This is a genomic window from Bacillus subtilis subsp. subtilis str. 168 (genome assembly GCF_000009045.1).
GTDB lineage: Bacteria > Bacillota > Bacilli > Bacillales > Bacillaceae > Bacillus > Bacillus subtilis.
The window spans coordinates 424,151-445,335 of sequence record NC_000964.3 but is presented as its reverse complement, the minus strand read 5'-3'; the positions used below and the strand labels follow the sequence as shown (position 1 = coordinate 445,335).

Here is a 21,185-nt window from a genome sequence, read left to right as displayed (position 1 = left end):
TCCTCCATTTGTTATGAATTTGTTTTGGCGATTCCTAAGAATACGGCGGCGGCAATAATCAGGATAATCCCGATCGCAATTGCTATTAGCTGGCGTTTCGTTTTCTTTTCACGCAGGATGAAAATACCGCCGAGCGTAGAAATGACAATTCCCATTTGTGAAAGGGAAAAGCTCGTTGCAACGCCGACTCGCGGCTGAGAAATAAACAAAAACATATTTCCGCCTGCCCAGATTAACCCTGGGAGAATATTTCTGATCGCATACTTGTTAAAGGGTTTGTGTCTATAGGTTAAAACTAACCCCCCGACCACCATGCCAATTGCCTGTGGCAGCAGCGCGGACCAGCCGGACACATTGAATAATCTAGCCACGACTACATAAACCAAATAACCAAGAGTCGAAACAAGGAGAATCAAAATGCCCTTTTTCAAATTGCTTGGCTCGCCCTCTTTTTTATCATTCTTATCTTCCAAGGACGTGAGAATGATTCCCACAATGATAAAGATCAAAGCGAGAACGCCAAGCGTAATCGCAATCGGTGTTGACCATTCGCGGAACACGATCACACCGAACAGCGAGGTGGAAACGAGCTGCATTCCTGTGGAAATCGGCATTGTTTTCGACACGCCCATCAATTGAATGCTTTTCAACTGGTTGGCCTGTCCAAGTGACCAAAATAAGCCGGATACGATTCCAACAATAAAAATGCGAAGGGACAGAACGGGCTGAACAAAAAAGTAAATAACGATAGAAACAATGAGTGCCCCGATCGTCGTTCCCAGTGTCTGGCTGTACGGCCCGCCGCCTAATTTCACATTGAAGAGAACAATGCTCCCCCAAAACAAAGCCGGGAGAAGAGCCAATAATAAATCCATTGTTGGGGAACCTTCTTTCAAAATGTATTTGCTGTTATTTTGGCTGGAATTGTTGTGATTATTCGCCGGAACACAAAAAGAGCTGCCGGAAAATCCGGCAGCTCTCAGGAGCGTGCATTCTTTTATAAACCGATGGACAAATATTTTGTTTCAAGGTACGGCTCGATACCTTCTGAACCGCCTTCACGGCCGATGCCGCTTTCTTTCATTCCGCCGAATGGCGCTTGAACCGCTGACGGTCCGCCGTCATTCCAGCCGATAATGCCATACTCTAGATTCTCGGAAATATAGATGCCGCGGCGGTAGTTTTCTGTGAAGAAGTAAGCAGCCAAGCCATACGGTGTATCGTTGGCAAGCTGAATCGCTTCATCAATATCAGAAAACGTGACGATCGGGGCGACCGGGCCGAATGTTTCCTCATGCATGATGTTCATGGACGTATCGACATCGGTGAGCACTGTCGGATTCACAAAGTAGCACCCTTTGTCATCGTTTCGGTCATATGTGCCCCCAGCAATCACTTTCGCGCCTTTTTCAACCGCATCATCTATTTGGCTGACGATTTTTTCGAAGCCTCGTTTGTTGATAATCGGGCCGACATTGACGCCTTCCTCAAGTCCATTTCCGACTTTCAGCTTAGACACTTGCTCGCTCAGTTTCGCAGCAAATTCATCTTTAATGGATTCATGAACGATCAGGCGGTTGGCACATACGCAGGTTTGGCCGGCGTTTCGGTATTTGGACGCCATCGCCTGTTCAACGGCAAGGTCAATGTCCGCATCTTCATCTACGATCAGCGGGGCGTGTCCGCCGAGCTCCATTGAGACGTGCTTTACGGTGTCAGCGCTGTTTTTCATAAGGATTTTCCCTACAGGTGTTGAGCCTGTGAACGTGATTTTGCGGATTTTCGGACTGCTTGTGAACACATTTCCGATTTCTTCTCCATCGCCGATCACAACCTGAAGAACATCCTTCGGAATGCCCGCTTCATATGCGAGGCGCGCTAGTTCATAAGCAGACAGCGGTGTGTCCGGCGCCGGCTTGATGATAAATGTACAGCCGGCGGCAAGAGCAGGCGCCGCTTTGCGTGTAATCATCGCATTCGGGAAATTCCAGGGCGTGATAGCAGCAACGGGGCCGACCGGCTGGCGTGTGACAACAATTCGTTTACCAGTTGTCGGGGCCGGGACCGTTCTTCCGTACACACGCTTCGCTTCCTCTGCGAACCATTCGATATAGCCTGCGCCGTAAAGTACCTCGCCGACTGCTTCCTGGTATGGTTTTCCGTTTTCCTTTGTAATTAAATCTGCAAGCTCTTCTTTATGTTCAACAATCAGCTCATACCATTTTTTCAAAAGAGACGTTCTTTCGTTCGCTGATGTTTTAGACCACGTTTTAAACGCTTGATGTGAACGTTCAATGGCTTCTTCTACCTCTGTGGCTGATTGCTGAGGAATCGTTTTGATCTCCTCGCCCGTAGCCGGGTTGTAGACCGTTAATTGATCTGGCATATTGAACATTCCTTTCTTTTCATGATTACTTAAAATGATAGCAGACCCGGCCATTTTCTTTCCAATGATTAAGCTCGCAGGCCCGCCTCCAAGATGCTGAGCCCTTCATTTAATAGGCTGTCTGAGATGACGAGCGGTGTCAAAAAGCGGATGATATTACCGTTAATTCCCGCTGTCAGCAAAAGTAATCCGTTTTGATTCGCATAGGCCGCGATCGCTGCTGCTTTTGTCTTATCAGGCTCACGCGTGTCAGGATCCTTGACGATTTCGATTGCGGCCATCGCCCCGAGTCTGCGGATGTCACCGATGAACGGGAATTCTTGTTTCCACTCATACGCCTTGTCTTCAATGATTTTGCCAATTTCTTCAGATCGCTCATTCAGTCCTTCTTCTTCGATAATATCCAAGACTGCCAAAGCCGCCGCGCAGCCGAGCGGGCTGCCGGCATACGTGCCGCCCAGCTCCCCTGGCGCTGCCGCATCAAGCATTTCCGCACGCCCGATCACACCGCTTAATGGCAGGCCTGCCGCAAGCGATTTAGAAACCGTGATCAGATCGGGCACTACATCAAAGTGCTCAATTGCGAAATAAGTGCCAGTTCTGGCAAAGCCGGTTTGGATTTCATCAGCAACAAAAACAATGCCGTGTTCTTTGCAGAATGAAGCGACGTGCTGTACGAACCGTTTCGAAGGAATAATAAATCCGCCTTCTCCCTGCACTGGCTCCATCACGACACACGCCACCGTTTCAGGCGCCACTGAAGCGATAAAGAAATCATTGAATGCTTGAATGACCATATCGTCATAGCTTTCATCACTCATGCCGGCCGGCTTCTGATAATAATAAGGGAACGGCGCTTGATAAACCTCTGGCGCAAAAGGCCCGAAACCGAATTTATAAGGTTTTACCTTGCTTGTCATGCTCATCGTCATATTCGTGCGCCCGTGAAACCCGCGTGTAAACGAGACAACGCCTTGGCGCTTTGTATACTTTCTGGCGATTTTCACAGCGTTTTCGACCGCTTCTGCCCCTGAGTTAAGAAAAATCGCTTTTTTCTCATGGCTGCCCGGCGCGATGCCGCACAGTTTTTCTGCTAATTCGATATAAGTCGGGTACATCATGACATTAAAACCAGGATGAATCAGCTCCTCCGCCTGCCGCTTCACAGCCTCAACCACCTTCGGATGCGAGTGTCCGACATTTAACGTGCCGATGGCGCCTGCAAAATCAATAAATCTCCGGCCATCCAGATCGTACAGCTCGGCCCCTTCTCCTTTGACCGCCAGACTGCGGTTGCCGTTGCTCACACCTTTTGACACAAATTGATCCCGTTTTTGCTGCCATTGTGCAGTTGTGATGCTTGCTGTTGTTTGACTCATGTGAATATCCCCCTGTCGGTATTTTCTTATCATTCTGACTTCTCTTTGGTATGATGAAAAGTACCAATTATAACTTTTTGATGGTATCAGAAGGAGAAACTACAAAATGGATATCACGATTACACTCGATCGTTCAGAACAAGCCGATTATATCTATCAGCAAATTTATCAAAAGCTGAAAAAAGAAATCCTCAGCCGCAATCTGCTGCCGCACTCGAAGGTTCCCTCCAAGCGGGAGCTGGCTGAAAATCTCAAGGTCAGCGTAAATTCAGTGAATTCAGCCTATCAGCAGCTGCTGGCTGAGGGGTATTTGTACGCCATTGAACGAAAGGGTTTCTTCGTGGAGGAACTAGACATGTTTTCCGCCGAGGAGCACCCTCCATTTGCACTGCCGGATGACCTAAAAGAGATTCACATCGACCAGAGCGATTGGATATCGTTTTCACACATGAGTTCCGATACAGACCATTTTCCGATCAAAAGCTGGTTCCGCTGCGAGCAAAAAGCGGCCTCCCGCTCATACCGCACGCTCGGCGATATGTCACATCCGCAAGGGATATATGAAGTGAGAGCGGCCATTACGAGGCTCATTTCCCTGACGAGGGGTGTAAAATGCAGGCCGGAACAAATGATCATAGGGGCAGGCACACAGGTGCTCATGCAGCTGTTGACTGAGCTTTTACCCAAGGAAGCCGTGTATGCGATGGAGGAGCCTGGCTACAGGCGCATGTATCAGCTTTTGAAGAATGCCGGAAAACAAGTAAAGACGATCATGCTGGATGAAAAAGGCATGTCGATTGCTGAAATCACCAGACAGCAGCCAGATGTGCTGGTGACCACCCCGTCGCATCAGTTTCCGTCCGGAACGATTATGCCTGTATCCAGAAGAATTCAGCTGCTGAACTGGGCAGCCGAGGAGCCGCGCCGATATATCATTGAGGACGATTATGATAGTGAATTCACATATGATGTAGACAGTATTCCGGCGCTGCAAAGCCTCGACCGTTTTCAAAATGTCATCTATATGGGAACCTTTTCAAAGTCCCTTCTCCCCGGCTTACGGATCAGCTATATGGTGTTGCCGCCTGAGCTGTTGAGGGCATACAAACAGCGGGGCTATGATCTGCAGACTTGCTCATCACTCACACAGCTCACCCTGCAGGAATTTATCGAGTCTGGTGAATATCAGAAGCATATAAAAAAAATGAAGCAGCATTATAAAGAAAAGAGAGAACGCCTGATCACCGCTTTAGAAGCAGAGTTCAGCGGAGAGGTTACCGTAAAAGGGGCAAATGCGGGGCTGCATTTTGTTACCGAATTTGATACCAGGCGCACCGAACAAGACATCCTGTCACATGCTGCCGGGCTGCAGCTTGAAATATTCGGAATGAGCCGATTTAACTTGAAGGAAAACAAGCGGCAAACGGGCAGGCCTGCTCTCATTATCGGCTTTGCACGGCTGAAGGAAGAAGATATTCAGGAGGGTGTGCAGCGGCTTTTCAAAGCGGTTTACGGACATAAAAAAATCCCCGTTACAGGGGATTGATTCACCAGCGGTCCTGGTCTACATTCAGCACGGCTTCAAGCAGTCCCGGAAATGCCTTTTCAAGGTCTTCAGCGCGAAGCGAATAATACCGGCGCTTTCCTTCTATCCGAACTTGAGCGATGCCTGATTCTCTCAAAACTTTAAAATGATGCGACAAAGTCGATTTGGCAACCTGCACATCTGCACAGGTGCTGCACGTTTTTTCTTTTGCTTCAGCTAATTGCTTGACGAGCTCTAAACGAAGCGGATCACTAAGTGCATGAAGAACCTTTGTCAGCTGCAATGTTTCTGTTTCTGGATGGTTTGGAATGTTCATGACACAAATGTATCATACAACAATTAGAATGACAATTTTACTATATAAGGGTTTTTCCTTTACCTCATTTAGAATACATGTTACATTTAGTTCGATGAAATTCGAACAATAAATTCGCATAACGACGGAGGAGATTTACATGATCGTATTACAAGCTTACATCAAAGTAAAACCAGAAAAACGCGAGGAATTTTTGAGCGAGGCTCAATCACTTGTTCAGCATTCAAGAGCTGAGGAAGGCAACGCGCAATACGACCTATTCGAAAAAGTAGGCGAAGAAAATACATTTGTCATGCTTGAAAAATGGAAAGATGAAGCGGCAATGAAATTCCATAACGAAACTGCGCATTTCCAAGGGTTTGTCGCAAAAGGAAAAGAACTGCTGAGCGCTCCTCTTGATGTTGTCCGCACAGAGCTTAGCGAGTAAAGGAAGGGTGTCTCATATGAATGAAGTGATTAAATCTTTAACAGACCACCGCTCGATTCGCAGCTACACAGATGAGCCTGTAGCTCAGGAGCAATTGGACCAAATCATTGAAGCGGTGCAATCAGCCCCTTCTTCTATCAACGGACAGCAAGTGACTGTGATCACAGTCCAGGATAAAGAGCGCAAAAAGAAAATCTCCGAGCTGGCAGGCGGCCAGCCATGGATCGATCAAGCTCCTGTTTTCCTGCTGTTCTGCGCAGATTTTAACCGGGCCAAAATTGCGCTTGAAGATCTGCATGATTTCAAAATGGAAATCACAAATGGATTGGAATCTGTTCTTGTCGGCGCAGTAGACGCTGGTATTGCCCTCGGCACAGCAACAGCAGCGGCTGAGTCACTCGGACTTGGCACAGTTCCGATCGGTGCAGTTCGCGGAAACCCTCAAGAGCTGATCGAACTGCTTGAGCTTCCGAAATACGTGTTCCCTTTATCCGGCCTTGTCATTGGGCATCCTGCCGACCGTTCAGCGAAAAAACCGCGCTTGCCGCAGGAAGCTGTCAATCATCAGGAAACTTATTTGAATCAGGATGAGCTGACGTCTCACATTCAGGCATACGACGAACAGATGTCTGAATACATGAATAAACGGACAAACGGAAAAGAAACAAGAAACTGGTCACAGAGCATCGCTTCCTACTATGAGCGCCTGTACTATCCGCACATCCGTGAAATGCTTGAAAAACAAGGATTTAAAGTTGAAAAATAAGCTCTTATTCGGCCTGTCGGATTTTCCGGCAGGCCTTTCATTTACCCGGTTAAAATCCATTGACTTCTATTTTGTTTATCTGGTAAAATTTTTTCATTGTTACTCATTGGTTTTCTGTGAACCAATGGGTTTTCTAATGTTCAAGAAAGAAGGAAGCCATGAGATGCTTGATAAAAAAACAGATATCTTGTTAGCCGCGCGAAAGCTTTTTTCGGAAAAGGATTTTACGTCGGTTTCCATGCAGGCGATCGCAGAAGAATGTAAGATGTCAAAAGCTTCGATATATAAGCTGTTCCAATCTAAAGAAGATCTGCTTTTGGAGCTGCTGTCATTTAACCAGAAGCAAATGGTGGCCGCGGCCTCAAGACTTCAGGAAAATACAGCACTTACACCGGAGGAGCGTTTGACGCAAAAGGTCAAAATGGAACTGGAGGGCTTCAGGCGGAATCAGCAGTTTTTCAATATGCTGACCTACGGAAACCCCAAGCTGCACAATGACCGGGTCAAACAGCATATCCATCAGACCAGATCGACGATTATCTGCTGGCACCGCGATTCGCTGATCCAGGCGTATGGAGAAACCATTCTCCCGTTTGTGTGGGATTTGGTTATCATTCTTCACGGCATGATGCGTGAGTTTTTAATGCTGATCAAAATCGAGGAAAAACCGCTTGAGCTTGACCCGATCGCAGAGTTTATCATCAGCACCCTCAATCAGATTATCAAAAACAGGGAAACCCGCCAGTCTCTTCTTCCGCCCGAAGCCATCGAGCTTTATATTCATTCAGCATCCTCCTACAAGCCAAAGGATAAATCAGTCCTATTATCGGAAAGCCTGAAGGAATTACATAAAGGCATCTCTTCCCTGTCCGCCGCGGACTATGACGTAGATGAACTGACATCCGCAGCCGCTATGCTGGAGGAAGAAGCGAAGAAGGAAGAACCCCGCGCTTTTTTACTCAAATCACTGATTGGCTATCTGGAACAAACCGGTGTTTTAACACAGCCCGTTTCCATGTTAAAAACACTGTTAATTACTTAGAGAAAAGAAGGGATATGTATTGAACACAAGTATTGAACAAAAACCTTTTAACCGTTCTGTCATTGTCGGCATTTTGTTAGCCGGAGCGTTTGTGGCGATTTTGAACCAGACATTGTTGATTACTGCACTTCCCCATATCATGAGGGATTTCAATGTCGATGCCAACCAAGCACAATGGCTGACAACATCATTTATGTTAACCAACGGGATTTTAATTCCGATTACCGCGTTTTTAATTGAGAAATTCACAAGCCGGGCGCTGCTCATCACAGCAATGAGCATTTTCACTGCCGGAACAGTCGTCGGAGCGTTCGCGCCGAACTTCCCGGTTCTGCTGACAGCGCGTATCATTCAAGCGGCTGGAGCCGGCATTATGATGCCGCTCATGCAGACTGTATTCCTGACAATCTTTCCGATTGAAAAGCGCGGCCAGGCTATGGGTATGGTCGGATTGGTCATCTCATTCGCGCCTGCGATCGGACCGACTCTTTCCGGATGGGCTGTCGAAGCTTTCTCTTGGAGATCATTGTTTTATATTATTCTTCCGTTTGCTGTGATTGATTTGATTCTTGCCAGCATCCTGATGAAAAACGTGACGACTTTAAGAAAAACACAGATTGATATTTTATCAGTCATCCTTTCAACATTTGGGTTCGGCGGCCTTCTGTACGGCTTCTCAAGCGTCGGCTCTTATGGCTGGTCCAGTTCAACCGTCTTGATTTCACTGCTGGTGGGTGTCATCGCGCTGCTCTTGTTTATCACAAGACAAATGAAGCTTAAAAAACCGATGCTGGAATTCCGCGTCTTCACGTTTGGCGTTTTCAGCTTAACAACACTGCTGGGAACCCTCGTCTTTGCATTATTGATCGGTACGGAAACCATCCTGCCGCTTTATACACAAAATGTCAGAGACGTCACAGCTTTTGATACAGGGCTTATGCTCCTGCCGGGAGCCGTTGTGATGGGCTTTATGTCGCCGATTATCGGCAGAATTTTTGACCGTGTCGGCGGAAGAGGGCTGGCGATTGCCGGTTTCTGCATCATCTTCCTGACATCTCTGCCGTTTATGCAGCTGACTGACCATACGTCACTCGCTTGGATTGTCGTTTTATACACCGTTCGTCTCTTAGGCACCGCCATGATCATGATGCCGGTGACAACAGCCGGAATCAATGCGCTGCCGCGCCACTTGATTCCGCACGGAACTGCGATGAACAACACGATTCGCCAAGTCGGCGGCTCGATCGGAACCGCACTATTGGTTTCCGTGATGAGCAACCAGGCGGCACATGCAGGCACGACAAATGTGAAGCACGCCGCCCTGCACGGCATGAACGCCGCTTTTATAGTGGCTGCCGTCATTGCACTTGTCGGCTTCCTTCTCTCATTCACATTAAAGAAACCTCAGCGCCCTGCCGAACAGCAGCCGGCACGCTGATTAACAAAAAAAGAGCCCCGCTATTTAGCGGAGGCTCTTTTTGGTTTTACTTTTCTAAACCGTCTTTCACTTCTTTAATCATTTGCGTCATAGACTCAAGTCCGCCTCCTGATAAATACCAAGTAGCAGAATCAAGGTAGATGACATGACCATTTTTCACTGCGTTTACGTTTTTCACATAATCGTTTTCCACGACTTGTTTTGTAGATGATGTTTCTCCGATTGCTGTACCGCGGTCAATAACAAACAAGTAATCAGGGTTTGTTTTTGAAATGTACTCGTAAGAAACACTTTGTCCGTGCGTAGACGCTTTGATGTTTTGATCAGCCGGAGCCACGCCGAATACGTCATGGATCAGGCCGTATCTTGATTTAGGGCCGAACGCGCTGATTTTTCCATCGTTCGCCATGATGACGAGACCGTTTTTGTTAAGCTTTTCAGCGGTTTTCTTTACATCTGCGATTGAGTGATCAATGTTTGCGAGCTCATCTTTCACTTTGTCTTCTTTATCAAAGATTTTACCGATTGTTTCAGCGTCTGATTTAAATGATTCCATGTACTTCGCTGTATCTACACCAAGGTAAATCGTCGGCGCAATTTTAGAGAATTCTTTGTAAGACTCAGATTGTCTTGCTGAAATAATGATCAGATCAGGATCTAATTCTGCCACTTTGTCGAAGTCTGGCTCTTTTAAGCTGCCGACATCAGCGTATTTGTCATCCTTGAATTTGGACAGATATTTAGGAAGGACTTGTTTCGGCAGGCCCGCTACTATATCATCAAGTCCTAGTTTATCTAATGTATCTAAGCTTCCAAAGTCAAATACGACAACTTTTTTAGGGTTCTTCGGTACTTTTGTGCCGTTTTTGTCGAGCTGGTGTTTCACTGTGATTTGTTCTTTCTTTGTATCAGAACCTTTGCTGCTTGTGCTTTGGTTTCCGCATGCAGAAATGACAACGGCAGTGACCAAAGCGATGAATAGTAACGCGAACTTTTTCATGCTCCTCACCTCTTCTATATATTAAGAAAAATAAACACCTATTCTTTGATTATCAATCGTCTGAATCGGGATGGTCATATCGTAGATTTCCTCAAGCACTGATGTTTCTATCATTTCTTCAGGCGGTCCTTCTTTAACGATTCGGCCGTTTTTCAAAGCGACGATATAGTCAGAATAGACTGAAGCAAAATTGATATCGTGAATGACGATCACGATCGTTTTTCCAAGCTCCTCTACCAGCCGTTTCAGCAGTTTCATAATTTCAACTGAGTGTTTCATATCCAGATTGTTCAGCGGTTCATCCAGAAAGATATAATCTGTGTCCTGGGCAATGACCATGGCGATAAATGCCCTTTGGCACTGTCCGCCGCTCAGCTGATCCAAGTATTTGTCTTGAATGTCTTCCAGCTTCATATAGCTAAGCGCCTGGTTGATATGAACCCAGTCTTCCTCTGTCAGCCGGCCCTGTGAGTACGGAAACCTGCCAAAACTGACGAGGTCTTTGATCGTGAGCCTGATATTGATTTGGTTCGCCTGCTTCAAAATGCTCATTTTCTTGGCAAGCTCTTTGCTGTCACATGCTCCAATCTCTTGTCCGTCTATGTAAATCTCGCCGGAATCCTTTTTGATCAGGCGGCTCATGATAGACAGCAGCGTACTTTTGCCGGCGCCGTTAGGACCGATAAACGAGGTGATTTTGCCCTTTTGAATCGTGACTGACGTCTCTTCAAGAACAACTTTCCCGCCATATTGTTTGCTTACATTTCTGACCTCTACCATGATTTATTCTCCTTTAACAGCAAGTAGATAAAATAAATCCCGCCGGCAAAATTAATAATGACGCTCAGCGTCGTTGAGAAGGTAAACACTTTCTCAACCACAAACTGCCCTCCGACCAGCGCAATGATGCTGATGAAAACGGAGCCTGCGATTAAGTATGAATGCTTATATGTTTTCAGGAATTCTCTCGCCAGGTTGACGACCAGAAGGCCTAAAAACATAATCGGCCCGACTAGCGCTGTTGAAACAGAAACCAAAATCGCAACCACGATCAGCATCTGCTTCACCACTTTGTCGTAGTCAATGCCCAAATTCACGGCGTGCTCGCGTCCGAGCGACAGCACATCGAAAAATTTTGTAAAACGCCAGACATAAACGCCTGTCAGCAGGAAGATGATGAACGCGAGCCATAACAAATCCGTATTGATATTGTTAAAGCTGGCAAACATCTTGTCCTGCACAACTTGGAACTCGTTCGGATCAATCAGCATCTGCATAAAAGAAGACAGGCTGCTGAACAGCGTGCCAAACACGATTCCGATAAGCAGAAGGAAAAAGATATTTCTCCCCTCACCCTTGAACATGATCTGATACAAAACAAGAGAAAACAGGATCATCAGCAGAACAGAGATGATAAAGTTGATGTTTTTATTCATGATGACCATATTCGCAGAACCGAACAAAAAGATAATGCCAGTCTGAATCAGCATGTAGAGAGAATCAAGGCCCAAAATGCTCGGCGTCAGGATGCGGTTGTTCGTAATCGTTTGAAAGATCATGGTCGAAAACGCAATCGCTCCCCCAGTCAGCACAATGGCAGCGACTTTTTTGATTCGTCTCGGCAGGGTGTAATCCCAATTGCCTAAGTCATAAAACAAAAACAAGCCAATACATACAATGGCTAAACCAACGAGCAAAGCTATTTTCATCTGGTTACGCATAGGCTTTTCTCCTTAACAGCATAAACAGGAAAATGCCGCTGCCGATGATTCCGACCATCAGGCCAATCGAGATTTCATAAGGGAAGATAATGATTCTGCCCAGTATATCGCAAAACAGCACAAAAACCGCTCCCAACAGCACAGTATGCGGCAGGCTGCTCTTCAGATTGTCTCCTCTGTAAATCGATACAATATTCGGGATGATTAAACCGAGAAACGGCAGCATACCGACAGTCAAAATGACAAGAGACGTGATCAGGGACACGATAATGAGCCCGATGTTCACAACCCGTTTATACTTGAGGCCGAGGTTGACAGAAAAGCTTTCACCCATACCGGCCAATGTGAATTTATCCGCATACACATAGGCAATGATGACGAGCGGAATACTCAGATAAAGAAGCTCGTATCTTCCTTTCACGACTAAAGAGAAGTCTCCCTGCAGCCATGATGACACATTCTGGATCAAGTCATATTTATATGCGATAAATGTCGCGATTGAACTGACGATATTCCCGAGCATTAAACCGACAAGCGGAATAAAGATGGTGTCGTTAAACTTGATTCTTTCAAGGATTTTCATAAACAGAAAATTTCCTGCAAGGGCAAAGACAAACGCGACCAGCATTTTGATTAAAGGACTGGCGGATGTAAACAGCAGCAAGGAAATTAAAATGCCGAGCCTCGCCCAATCCATCGTGCCCGCCGTCGTCGGTGACACGAATTTATTTCTGCTGATCTGCTGCATAATCAAACCGCAGATGCTCATGCTTAATCCCGCAATGACAATGCTGATCAATCGCGGCAAACGGCTTGCAAACAGCGTTGACGCCTCTTGTTTGCTTAAATCGAAGAGATCAAGCGGCGACAGATCTTCTACACCGATAAATACAGATGTGACTGCTAATATGATAAGTAGAATAAATAAGTAACGTAGCTTCATGCTGCCTCCTTACATCCTTACAGCAAAAAGAACGTATCTCCTACTCCGCAAGGACTCAAAACAATATGGCCATATAGTAATTGATTATCATTATCATTTACATATTACCATTTTTATAGGGTTAGTCAATATTCTTTAAAAATATTAACCTAGTCATTTATCAATTTTACTAATCATTCTAACCATTTTCCATCCCAAAACGTTAGGCTGTTTACCATATTTATCTTTATAACGCAGGCATACGGTCAGCAAACCTAACATTATTCCTCGTGAAAAATACAAATGTTCTCCTGAGAAAGAAATTCCCCCTTGATTTACAGTACTGAAAGAGAGATAATAAATACTAAATTTGTGTGAAAATTTTAAACATTAGGAGATGTAAACATGAAGGTCGTTAAATTCGGAGGCAGCTCACTTGCTTCAGGCGCCCAGCTTGACAAGGTGTTTCACATCGTTACCTCAGATCCGGCACGGAAAGCTGTAGTCGTTTCAGCTCCGGGAAAACACTATGCCGAGGATACGAAAGTGACTGATCTCTTAATCGCATGTGCAGAACAATATTTGGCAACAGGCAGCGCACCTGAACTGGCGGAAGCTGTTGTGGAACGGTACGCTCTCATCGCCAATGAGCTTCAGCTGGGGCAAAGCATTATCGAAAAAATCAGAGATGATCTGTTTACGCTTTTAGAAGGAGACAAAAGCAATCCCGAACAATACCTTGACGCAGTCAAGGCCAGCGGAGAGGATAACAATGCCAAACTGATCGCCGCTTACTTCCGTTATAAAGGCGTCAAAGCGGAATATGTAAACCCGAAGGATGCCGGCCTCTTTGTGACAAATGAACCCGGCAACGCGCAAGTTCTTCCTGAATCCTATCAAAACCTCTATCGTCTTCGGGAACGTGACGGACTCATCATTTTTCCCGGTTTTTTCGGATTCAGCAAGGATGGCGATGTGATCACATTCTCACGGAGCGGTTCTGATATTACCGGTTCGATTCTTGCCAACGGACTACAAGCCGATTTGTACGAAAACTTTACAGACGTAGACGCTGTGTATTCTGTCAATCCGTCCTTCGTTGAGAATCCAAAGGAAATCAGCGAGCTGACATATAGAGAGATGCGGGAGCTGTCCTACGCGGGTTTTTCAGTGTTTCATGATGAAGCGCTCATTCCGGCATTCAGAGCGGGGATTCCTGTTCAGATCAAAAATACGAACAACCCCTCAGCCGAAGGCACCCGCGTCGTCAGCAAGCGGGATAACACAAACGGGCCTGTCGTCGGCATTGCCAGCGACACCGGTTTTTGCAGCATTTATATCAGCAAGTATCTCATGAACAGAGAAATCGGTTTTGGCCGCAGAGCCCTTCAAATCCTGGAGGAGCATGGTTTGACGTATGAGCATGTTCCATCGGGAATCGATGACATGACAATCATTTTACGGCAGGGGCAAATGGATGCCGCCACTGAACGCAGCGTCATCAAACGGATCGAAGAGGATTTGCATGCCGATGAAGTCATCGTCGAGCATCATCTCGCCCTGATTATGGTTGTAGGGGAAGCGATGCGCCACAATGTCGGTACAACGGCAAGAGCCGCCAAAGCATTATCAGAGGCACAGGTGAATATCGAAATGATCAATCAGGGGTCTTCTGAAGTGAGCATGATGTTTGGCGTAAAAGAAGCCGAAGAAAGAAAAGCCGTTCAAGCGTTATACCAGGAATTTTTCGCGGGCGTGCTGATCTCTTAATCGTACATAAATAGCGGGCGGCAGCGCCCGCTATTTTTTTATATCACCTTCATATAGCCGAATTCTTCATTTTTTCTCTTGTCCACTATTATCCCTGCCAAATGGATCGGTTCAGCATATCTTATAGTATCCTTCATAGGGAGGTGAAACCTTATGTCAGGATACTCTAACGGCGGCGGTTACGGCGGCATCAGTTCTTTCGCTTTAATCGTTGTATTGTTTATTCTATTAATTATCGTAGGGACTGCGTTTGTTGGCGGCTTCTAAGCTGCTGACCGTCTCTGCGGGACCCTGTCCGCCACAGTTTTGCAGCATTTGCTGAAGCAATCTCGCAAGGAGGTGCACAAAATGTCAGGTTACGGAACTTCTTTCGCTTTGATTGTTGTGTTATTTATCCTCTTGATCATTGTGGGAACTGCATTTGTAGGAGGCTACTAAATAAACGTAATCTCCATGAAGGCGGCACCGCAAGACTATGTCTTGCGGTGTTTTTTTGAAAAGAAAAACCCCTTCTCGCTAATGAGAAGGGGCTTGTTCTTACGTCATTCCTCTTTCTGTCACATGAAAGTCGAGTGCTTCCGCATTAGCAGAAACGCCAGCCGCTGTAAAAATCGCGGCTGCGGCCAAACAAATAACAAACAACTTAGATTTCAATTTCATACAAACCTTCACTCCTTTGTATTTGTTTTCTTGCCTCTTCAACTTGTAGAAAGTAGGAAGCAGACAGTTTAAACCATTTCTGTTCATAGTAATATTTTGCTACTTCTAGGGCTAAATCCTCTATATCAGCGTACATATTTTTATTTTTTAAGTACTGGAAACATCGTTCGATTCCTTCTTCATTGGGCTGATCCAGATATAGGGATTGCAAAAACTCGAATTTTACGGCATAGTCTGCATCGTCTGTTTCTTTAGCATATTCATAGCCCCGCTTGTGATATTCCGAAGCTTTATCATGTTTTCCCTGTTTATAATAAATCAGGGTGATTAAAAAATAGGCTTGCGGGAGAGAATTGACGATCCTGCTGCTTTCAAATGTGGAGACCGCTTTTTCAAAGTAATCAATGGCAGGGTCTAGAAGGTCTTGATTGTAATAGCATAACCCGAGATTGTAGTATGCTCTTCCAACCAGCTGGGCTTTTTGTTCTGCTTGGGCCATGTTGAGCGCCAATTTGAAATGGCGTGCGGCTTGTTCGAAATTTCTTTCATCCATCAGGTTGACCCCGAAGACGAAATGGCACTGAATGATTCTCACATTATAGGTTTCCTGCTCCACGTAAATTTCATAGGCGTTTTTTATATTAATCAATGAAAAATACGTTTGCTTCATATAATAATAAGCTTCCGCGATTTTAAAATAGAATTCAGCCCGTTCAATATGGTCTGCGACAAAGGAGAGCTTTTTCTCCGCCTGTTTATAGTATGTAATGGCAGAAATAAATTCCCGCTTATCAAATTCATACATCCCGCGAAAAAAATTCACGTAATAGTCGAGCAGCCCTTTGAGATCTGCCTGGTTGCTGTCAATGTTTCTTGATAATTCAGACAGGCTTGGCTGGTCTTCGATATTTAATTTCTCTAACGGCTCAAGATAATCCAGCATAAGCTGGTGCCGGAATTCCATTAGTGAATAATAAAGCAGCAAGTTGGAATCATGCTGCATGTGTTTCAGTTCCTGCTGGATTTCAGCTTTTAACACTTCGGCATCCGGCACGCTGAATGTCCGGATATATCTGTACCACTCGTTAATTTTTTGACCGACCGCTGAAGAAGGAATTACCCCACTCTTCATTCCTTCACCCTCTCCCATCAAAAACTGTTTATGTCATATTTTATCATGTTTATAGGCCGTCCCAACCCGAAAAACACGCAATCTTTGTTTTCGGGAGCACGCAATAAACCGAAGCGGTGTGCAAAAAAGGCGGATGCATCAGTTGATGCGCCGCCCTGTATGCTATTGCTGTTTTGCCGTTAAAGGAAGGCGGATGATGAACTTTGTGCCTTTCCCTTCTTCACTCTTGATTTCTACTGTGCCCTGGTGCATTTCAACGAGCTGCCTGACGATCGAGAGACCGAGTCCGTATTCACCGTATGCTGTGTTCGTTCTTGAAATATCTGCTTTATAGAATCGCTCCCAAATATGCTCAATATCCTCTTTTGGAATGCCGATACCCGTGTCTTCAATTTCAATAATCGTCTCTTTATAACCTTCCATTCCGCGCAGCCAAATGTCACCGTTTTGCGTAAATTGGATGCTGTTTTTCGTAATGTTGACGAGAATTTGAATGAACCGGTCATAATCGGCATGTACGATGACGTGATCCTCTACTTGGATCATCAGCTTGTTTTGTTTTTCTTCCGCCTGCTGCTGCAAGTGCTCTTTCACGATTTCAAACACCTCGATCAGAGGAACGTCTAGCTTGTTCAAGGTAATTTGCTGGGATCTGATTTTTTCATAATCCAGATTTTCTTTTACGAGCCGCAGCATGCGCTTCGTTTCCTCACTGATCAGCGAGAAGCATTTATCCTTTTTATCCTCAGGAATCGTATGGCTGTTCAACCCTTCAACCAAACCGTTGATCGTCGTCAGCGGTGTTTTTAATTCATGTGACACGTCAGCGATAAACTGCCTTCTCCGCTTCTCAAGGCGCTCGATTTCATCCCTTGACTGCTTTAGTTTTTTCGCCATGATATTAAAGTCAGACGCCAGTACGCCGATTTCGTCCCCGTAGCTGTTTTCCAAATGGATGTCATAATCGCCGGAAGCCACTTTATCTGTCGCTTCTCTCAGCTTTTGAATCCGCTTGACATGGAATTTGGACAGAAGCCAGCTCACAAGAATCGTAATCACAAGCGTGCTGATCACAGCGTAAAACATATAGAGGTTGACCTGATTGACCATCTGTTCAACACCGCTGATCGGAGAAATCAGCAGAACGGCGCCTTTAAATTCGTTCTGAACAAATATAGGCTGCGCCACAAGGGACACTTCATCATCAAAACGGCCATCTGCCCTGATCGTGACAGTCTGCCCTTTTTTCAGCTTATTCCATTCTGATTTCTTCAGCTGTTCCCTTGGTGGGTGATGAAAGCCTTCAGGAAGAAAATAAGGCTGCTGCTCTTCATTAAAGATGATAAATTGCGTCTTTCTTGTGCTTAAAATGTCCTGATAAGGATAGAGCCTGCGCATGTCCACCTGGCCGGATTGGAATTCATTTGCAATCTGCACCGCATATGACGTCAATTCCTCTACTTTGTTCTGATAGGCAAATTCCTTCACAAAGTGGGAAAACAGAGAAATGATAATGACAAACGCTAAAATCAAAATGCTGATATGGCTTAGCAGCAGCTGATATAAATATTTAATCTTCATCAAATTTATACCCTACTCCCCACACAGTATACAGGAAAGGCTTGTCCTCGCTGGCAAGCTTTTTCCGCAGCCGTTTGATATGAACGTCAACCGTTCGCTCATCTCCATAAAATTGATAGCCCCATACCTGCTCAAGCAGCTGTTCTCTGGAGAACACCTGCCGCGGATTTTGGACAAGGTAATAAAGCAGATCGAATTCCTTCGGCGTGAGATTTTCTACAGGCTCTCCGTTTAATAATACTTCTCTCGTCTTCTTATTAATGGTAAAGCATTCCGTTTCAATCATATCTTCATCAATAACCGCTTTGCCTGTCGCCTTATATCTTCTGATGACGGCTTTGATGCGGGCAACCAATGTCAGCGGGCTGAACGGCTTTGTGACATAATCGTCCGCCCCCATCTCAAAACCGATGACCTGATCTGATTCAGTGTCTTTGGCAGTCAGCATGATAATCGGCACCGTGCTTGTCTCTCTTATTTTTCTGCAGATGGTCACGCCGTCCATAGATGGAAGCATGATATCCAAAATGATTAGATCCCAATTTTCTTCCGTAAAACGCTGGTACCCTTCTAACCCGTCATGAACGAATTCGGCTTCAAAACCTTCTTTAAAAAAGAACATCTCCGTCATCGTACATACACTAACATTATCTTCTATCATTAATATTTTCATTATATCCTCCGGTTGTTTTGATGCTTTTTTATATAATAGCACCATTTTAAACAGAAGGTTTTGCGTTTCACAATTGTTAGTTTTTATTTCATCAACTAGAAATAGATTGTTCATATTTTTTTCATACCTTTGGACTACTATTAATTTATCAGCAAGGGGACGCGCCCCAGAGGCGGTCTTATCAATAAAAATACCTATACGGAGGAACATAAATGAACTTTATCAAACGGGCCTTTTGGAATATGAAGGCTAAAAAGGGAAAAACGTTATTGCAATTATTTGTGTTTACAGTCATATGTGTCTTTGTTCTATCAGGCCTCGCCATCCAGTCGGCAGCACAAAAGTCAAGCGAACTGGCCAGACAGGAACTCGGTGGAAGCGTGACACTTCAGGTTGACCGCCAAAAGCAAATGGAAAAACAGCAGGACAGCGGTGAAAAGCGCAGCTTCGAATCCACACCGATCAAAGTGTCTGATGCGAATAAGCTTGCAGCGCTTGATCATGTGAAGAGCTACAATTACACCACATCAGCTTCAGCCAACGCGGGAAACTTTGATGCGATTGAAAGCTCTAGTTCAAGTGATTCCAGCTCCAGCAGTTCAAGCTCAAACGCTAAAAACAGTCAAGGCGGAGGACAAGGCGGACCGCAAATGGTTCAAGCTGATCTTTCTATTGAAGGTGTCATCAGCACAGCGTTAGTCGATGATTTCTCTGACGGAGATTCAAAAATCACAGACGGACGCGCGATTACAAAATCAGATGTCGGCAAAAAAGTAACAGTGATCAACGAAACATTAGCGGAAGAAAATGATTTAAGCGTTGGCGATTCGATCACAATTGAATCAGCAACGGATGAGGATACAACAGTAAAACTGAAGATCGTCGGTATTTATAAAACAACATCTTCAGGTGATGACCAAGCCCAAAATTTCTCTTTCTTAAATCCTTATAACAAGCTTTATACGCCTTACACAGCAACAGCGGCATTGAAAGGCGACGACTATAAAAATACGATTGACTCAGCTGTTTACTATATGGACGACGCGAAAAATATGGATACTTTCGTAAAAGCAGCGAAGAAAACATCAATTGACTTTGATACGTACACACTGAATACAAACGATCAGCTTTACCAGCAAATGGTCGGACCGATTGAAAATGTGGCTTCTTTCTCTAAAAACGTGGTGTATCTTGTATCAGTGGCAGGCGCCGTCATTCTTGGCCTGATTGTCATGATGTCAATCAGGGAGCGCAAATACGAAATGGGCGTGTTAATGGCCATCGGTGAAAAACGATGGAAATTGATTGGACAGTTCTTGACTGAGATTCTGATTGTGGCCGTTATCGCTATCGGCCTTGCATCTGTGACGGGAAATCTCGTCGCGAATCAGCTTGGAAATCAGCTTTTATCCCAGCAAATCAGTTCATCAACCGATTCAACGCAAACCGCAAGCGGACAAATGCCCGGCGGCGGTGGCGGCATGGGCGGCAAAATGTTCGGCCACAGTTCATCCAACGTGGACGTTATCGATTCACTGAACGTCGCGGTTTCTATGAACGACATGCTTATACTTGGCGGGATCGGCATCCTAATCGCAATCATTGCAACATTGCTGCCGTCAATTTCAGTACTGCGGCTTCATCCGAAAACGATATTGACAAAACAGGAATAGAAAGAGGCGGAACCTATGAGCTTATTACAATTTCAACAAGTCGGCTACTGGTATAAAAACAAAAGCCAGCCATTGTTTCAGGATATTAACATCAGCTTTCAAAAAGGAAAATTCTACACAATCGTCGGAACATCAGGGACGGGGAAAACCACTTTCCTGTCTCTGGCAGGCGGACTTGACGCACCAAAAGAAGGAAACATCCTTTACGACGGAAAAGCGGTTTCTAAAATCGGCTTAACCAATTTCAGAAATCAATATGTATCAATCGTCTTTCAGGCGTACAACCTGCTCCCGTATATGACGGCTTTGCAGAACGTCACAACCGCTATGGAAATCACAGGTTCTAAAGAAAAGAACAAAGAATCATATGCGCTTGACATGCTGCAGAAGGTTGGCATCAACGAAAAACAAGCCCGGCAAAAAGTGCTCACACTGAGCGGCGGACAGCAGCAGCGGGTATCAATTACAAGGGCTTTCTGCTGTGACACGGATCTTATCGTAGCCGATGAACCGACCGGAAACCTTGATGAGGACACATCAAAAGAGATCGTACGGCTCTTTCAGGATCTGGCGCACAAGGAAGATAAATGCGTCATTATGGTGACGCACGATGAACAAATTGCAAAAGTGTCAGACATCAATATCAGACTTTCAAGAGGAAGTTTTACTGTGAAGGAAAACGTCGCAGTCGTATAACAAAACGCGCCTCTGCCAGTGCAGACAGGGGCGCACCCTATATCCCCCTTTTATATA

Annotated in this window: 22 protein-coding genes; 10 read left to right on the top strand and 12 right to left on the bottom strand. The window is 45.3% G+C overall.

The window, feature by feature from the left end:
- Positions 1-11: 11 nt before the first annotated feature.
- The 3 genes from glcU to gabT form a co-directional block, all read right to left on the bottom strand.
- On the bottom strand, positions 12-875 hold the full coding sequence (glcU, locus tag BSU_03920) for a glucose uptake protein (protein NP_388274.1): 864 nt from the start codon (positions 873-875) through the stop codon (positions 12-14).
- Between the two features lie 122 nt (positions 876-997).
- Positions 998-2,386, bottom strand: coding sequence for a succinate-semialdehyde dehydrogenase (gabD, locus tag BSU_03910; RefSeq protein ID NP_388273.1), 1,389 nt, complete (start codon positions 2,384-2,386; stop codon positions 998-1,000).
- 68 nt (positions 2,387-2,454) lie between these two features.
- Positions 2,455-3,765 carry a 4-aminobutyrate aminotransferase gene (gene gabT / locus BSU_03900; RefSeq protein ID NP_388272.1) on the bottom strand — a complete coding sequence of 437 codons (1,311 nt, stop codon included), beginning with the start codon at positions 3,763-3,765 and terminating at the stop codon, positions 2,455-2,457.
- A 106-nt stretch (positions 3,766-3,871) separates the two neighbouring features.
- Here gabT and gabR point away from each other — a divergent pair, with 106 nt between their 5' ends.
- Positions 3,872-5,311: a transcriptional regulator (GntR/MocR family) with PLP binding site (GabR-GABA-PLP aldimine) gene (gene gabR, locus BSU_03890; protein ID NP_388271.1), complete on the top strand. Its 1,440-nt coding sequence runs from the start codon at positions 3,872-3,874 to the stop codon at positions 5,309-5,311.
- Between the two features lies 1 nt (position 5,312).
- Here the strand turns inward: gabR and yczG are convergent, their stop codons facing one another.
- Positions 5,313-5,627, bottom strand: a complete 315-nt coding sequence (gene yczG, locus BSU_03880) for a putative transcriptional regulator (ArsR family) (RefSeq protein ID NP_388270.1) — start codon at positions 5,625-5,627, stop codon at positions 5,313-5,315.
- A gap of 139 nt (positions 5,628-5,766) precedes the next feature.
- Here yczG and ycnE point away from each other — a divergent pair, with 139 nt between their 5' ends.
- The 4 genes from ycnE (at position 5,767) to ycnB (ending at position 9,300) form a co-directional block, all read left to right on the top strand.
- Positions 5,767-6,054: a putative AI-2 degrading enzyme gene (gene ycnE, locus BSU_03870; protein NP_388269.1), complete on the top strand. Its 288-nt coding sequence runs from the start codon at positions 5,767-5,769 to the stop codon at positions 6,052-6,054.
- 16 nt (positions 6,055-6,070) lie between these two features.
- A complete protein-coding gene (nfrAB, locus tag BSU_03860; RefSeq protein ID NP_388268.1) occupies positions 6,071-6,820 on the top strand; it encodes an NADPH-FMN oxidoreductase (nitroreductase) in 750 nt (249 codons plus the stop codon).
- A gap of 163 nt (positions 6,821-6,983) precedes the next feature.
- Complete coding sequence (ycnC, locus tag BSU_03850; protein NP_388267.2) at positions 6,984-7,862, top strand: putative transcriptional regulator (TetR/AcrR family); 879 nt, start codon at positions 6,984-6,986, stop codon at positions 7,860-7,862.
- A 19-nt stretch (positions 7,863-7,881) separates the two neighbouring features.
- Positions 7,882-9,300, top strand: a complete 1,419-nt coding sequence (gene ycnB, locus BSU_03840) for a putative efflux transporter (protein ID NP_388266.1) — start codon at positions 7,882-7,884, stop codon at positions 9,298-9,300.
- Positions 9,301-9,346: 46 nt separating this feature from the next.
- On the opposite strand, the gene pbtQ is transcribed toward ycnB, so the two are convergent.
- From pbtQ to pbtN, 4 genes are read right to left on the bottom strand one after another with little or no spacing between them, the layout of a single operon-like run.
- Positions 9,347-10,300, bottom strand: coding sequence for a petrobactin iron-siderophore ABC transporter (binding lipoprotein) (gene pbtQ / locus BSU_03830; protein NP_388265.1), 954 nt, complete (start codon positions 10,298-10,300; stop codon positions 9,347-9,349).
- 21 nt (positions 10,301-10,321) lie between these two features.
- Positions 10,322-11,080 carry a petrobactin iron-siderophore ABC transporter (ATP-binding protein) gene (gene pbtP, locus BSU_03820; protein ID NP_388264.1) on the bottom strand — a complete coding sequence of 253 codons (759 nt, stop codon included), beginning with the start codon at positions 11,078-11,080 and terminating at the stop codon, positions 10,322-10,324.
- The gene (gene pbtO, locus BSU_03810) at positions 11,074-12,021 is read right to left on the bottom strand and encodes a petrobactin iron-siderophore ABC transporter (permease) (protein ID NP_388263.1); all 948 of its coding nucleotides are present in this window, start codon (positions 12,019-12,021) and stop codon (positions 11,074-11,076) included. Before pbtO ends, pbtP begins: the two co-directional genes overlap by 7 nt.
- On the bottom strand, positions 12,014-12,964 hold the full coding sequence (gene pbtN / locus BSU_03800; protein NP_388262.1) for a petrobactin iron-siderophore ABC transporter (permease): 951 nt from the start codon (positions 12,962-12,964) through the stop codon (positions 12,014-12,016). Before pbtN ends, pbtO begins: the two co-directional genes overlap by 8 nt.
- 384 nt (positions 12,965-13,348) lie before the next feature.
- On the opposite strand from pbtN, the gene thrD reads away from it, so the two are divergent.
- From thrD to yczM, 3 genes are all read left to right on the top strand, one after another.
- Entirely contained in the window at positions 13,349-14,713 is a 1,365-nt protein-coding gene (thrD, locus tag BSU_03790; protein ID NP_388261.1) for an aspartate kinase III, read from the top strand.
- Positions 14,714-14,866: 153 nt separating this feature from the next.
- On the top strand, positions 14,867-14,980 hold the full coding sequence (gene yczN, locus BSU_03789; RefSeq protein ID YP_003097677.1) for a putative spore and germination protein: 114 nt from the start codon (positions 14,867-14,869) through the stop codon (positions 14,978-14,980).
- A gap of 81 nt (positions 14,981-15,061) precedes the next feature.
- Positions 15,062-15,151, top strand: a complete 90-nt coding sequence (yczM, locus tag BSU_03788; RefSeq protein ID YP_003097676.1) for a putative type I toxin — start codon at positions 15,062-15,064, stop codon at positions 15,149-15,151.
- 99 nt (positions 15,152-15,250) lie between these two features.
- Here the strand turns inward: yczM and phrC are convergent, their stop codons facing one another.
- The 4 genes from phrC to yclJ all read right to left on the bottom strand — a co-directional run bounded on the left by phrC (position 15,251) and on the right by yclJ (position 18,759).
- Positions 15,251-15,373: a secreted regulator of the activity of phosphatase RapC and competence and sporulation stimulating factor (CSF) gene (gene phrC / locus BSU_03780; RefSeq protein ID NP_388260.1), complete on the bottom strand. Its 123-nt coding sequence runs from the start codon at positions 15,371-15,373 to the stop codon at positions 15,251-15,253.
- Positions 15,357-16,505: a response regulator aspartate phosphatase gene (gene rapC / locus BSU_03770; RefSeq protein ID NP_388259.1), complete on the bottom strand. Its 1,149-nt coding sequence runs from the start codon at positions 16,503-16,505 to the stop codon at positions 15,357-15,359. Before rapC ends, phrC begins: the two co-directional genes overlap by 17 nt.
- Before the next feature lie 162 nt (positions 16,506-16,667).
- Positions 16,668-18,089, bottom strand: a complete 1,422-nt coding sequence (yclK, locus tag BSU_03760) for a two-component sensor histidine kinase [YclJ] (protein ID NP_388258.1) — start codon at positions 18,087-18,089, stop codon at positions 16,668-16,670.
- On the bottom strand, positions 18,076-18,759 hold the full coding sequence (gene yclJ, locus BSU_03750) for a two-component response regulator [YclK] (possibly involved in arabinogalactan metabolism) (protein NP_388257.1): 684 nt from the start codon (positions 18,757-18,759) through the stop codon (positions 18,076-18,078). Before yclJ ends, yclK begins: the two co-directional genes overlap by 14 nt.
- A 212-nt stretch (positions 18,760-18,971) precedes the next feature.
- Here yclJ and yclI point away from each other — a divergent pair, with 212 nt between their 5' ends.
- A complete protein-coding gene (gene yclI / locus BSU_03740) occupies positions 18,972-20,432 on the top strand; it encodes a putative transporter (protein ID NP_388256.2) in 1,461 nt (486 codons plus the stop codon).
- Positions 20,433-20,447: 15 nt separating this feature from the next.
- On the top strand, positions 20,448-21,128 hold the full coding sequence (gene yclH / locus BSU_03730) for a putative ABC transporter (ATPase component) (RefSeq protein ID NP_388255.1): 681 nt from the start codon (positions 20,448-20,450) through the stop codon (positions 21,126-21,128).
- Positions 21,129-21,185 lie beyond the last annotated feature (57 nt).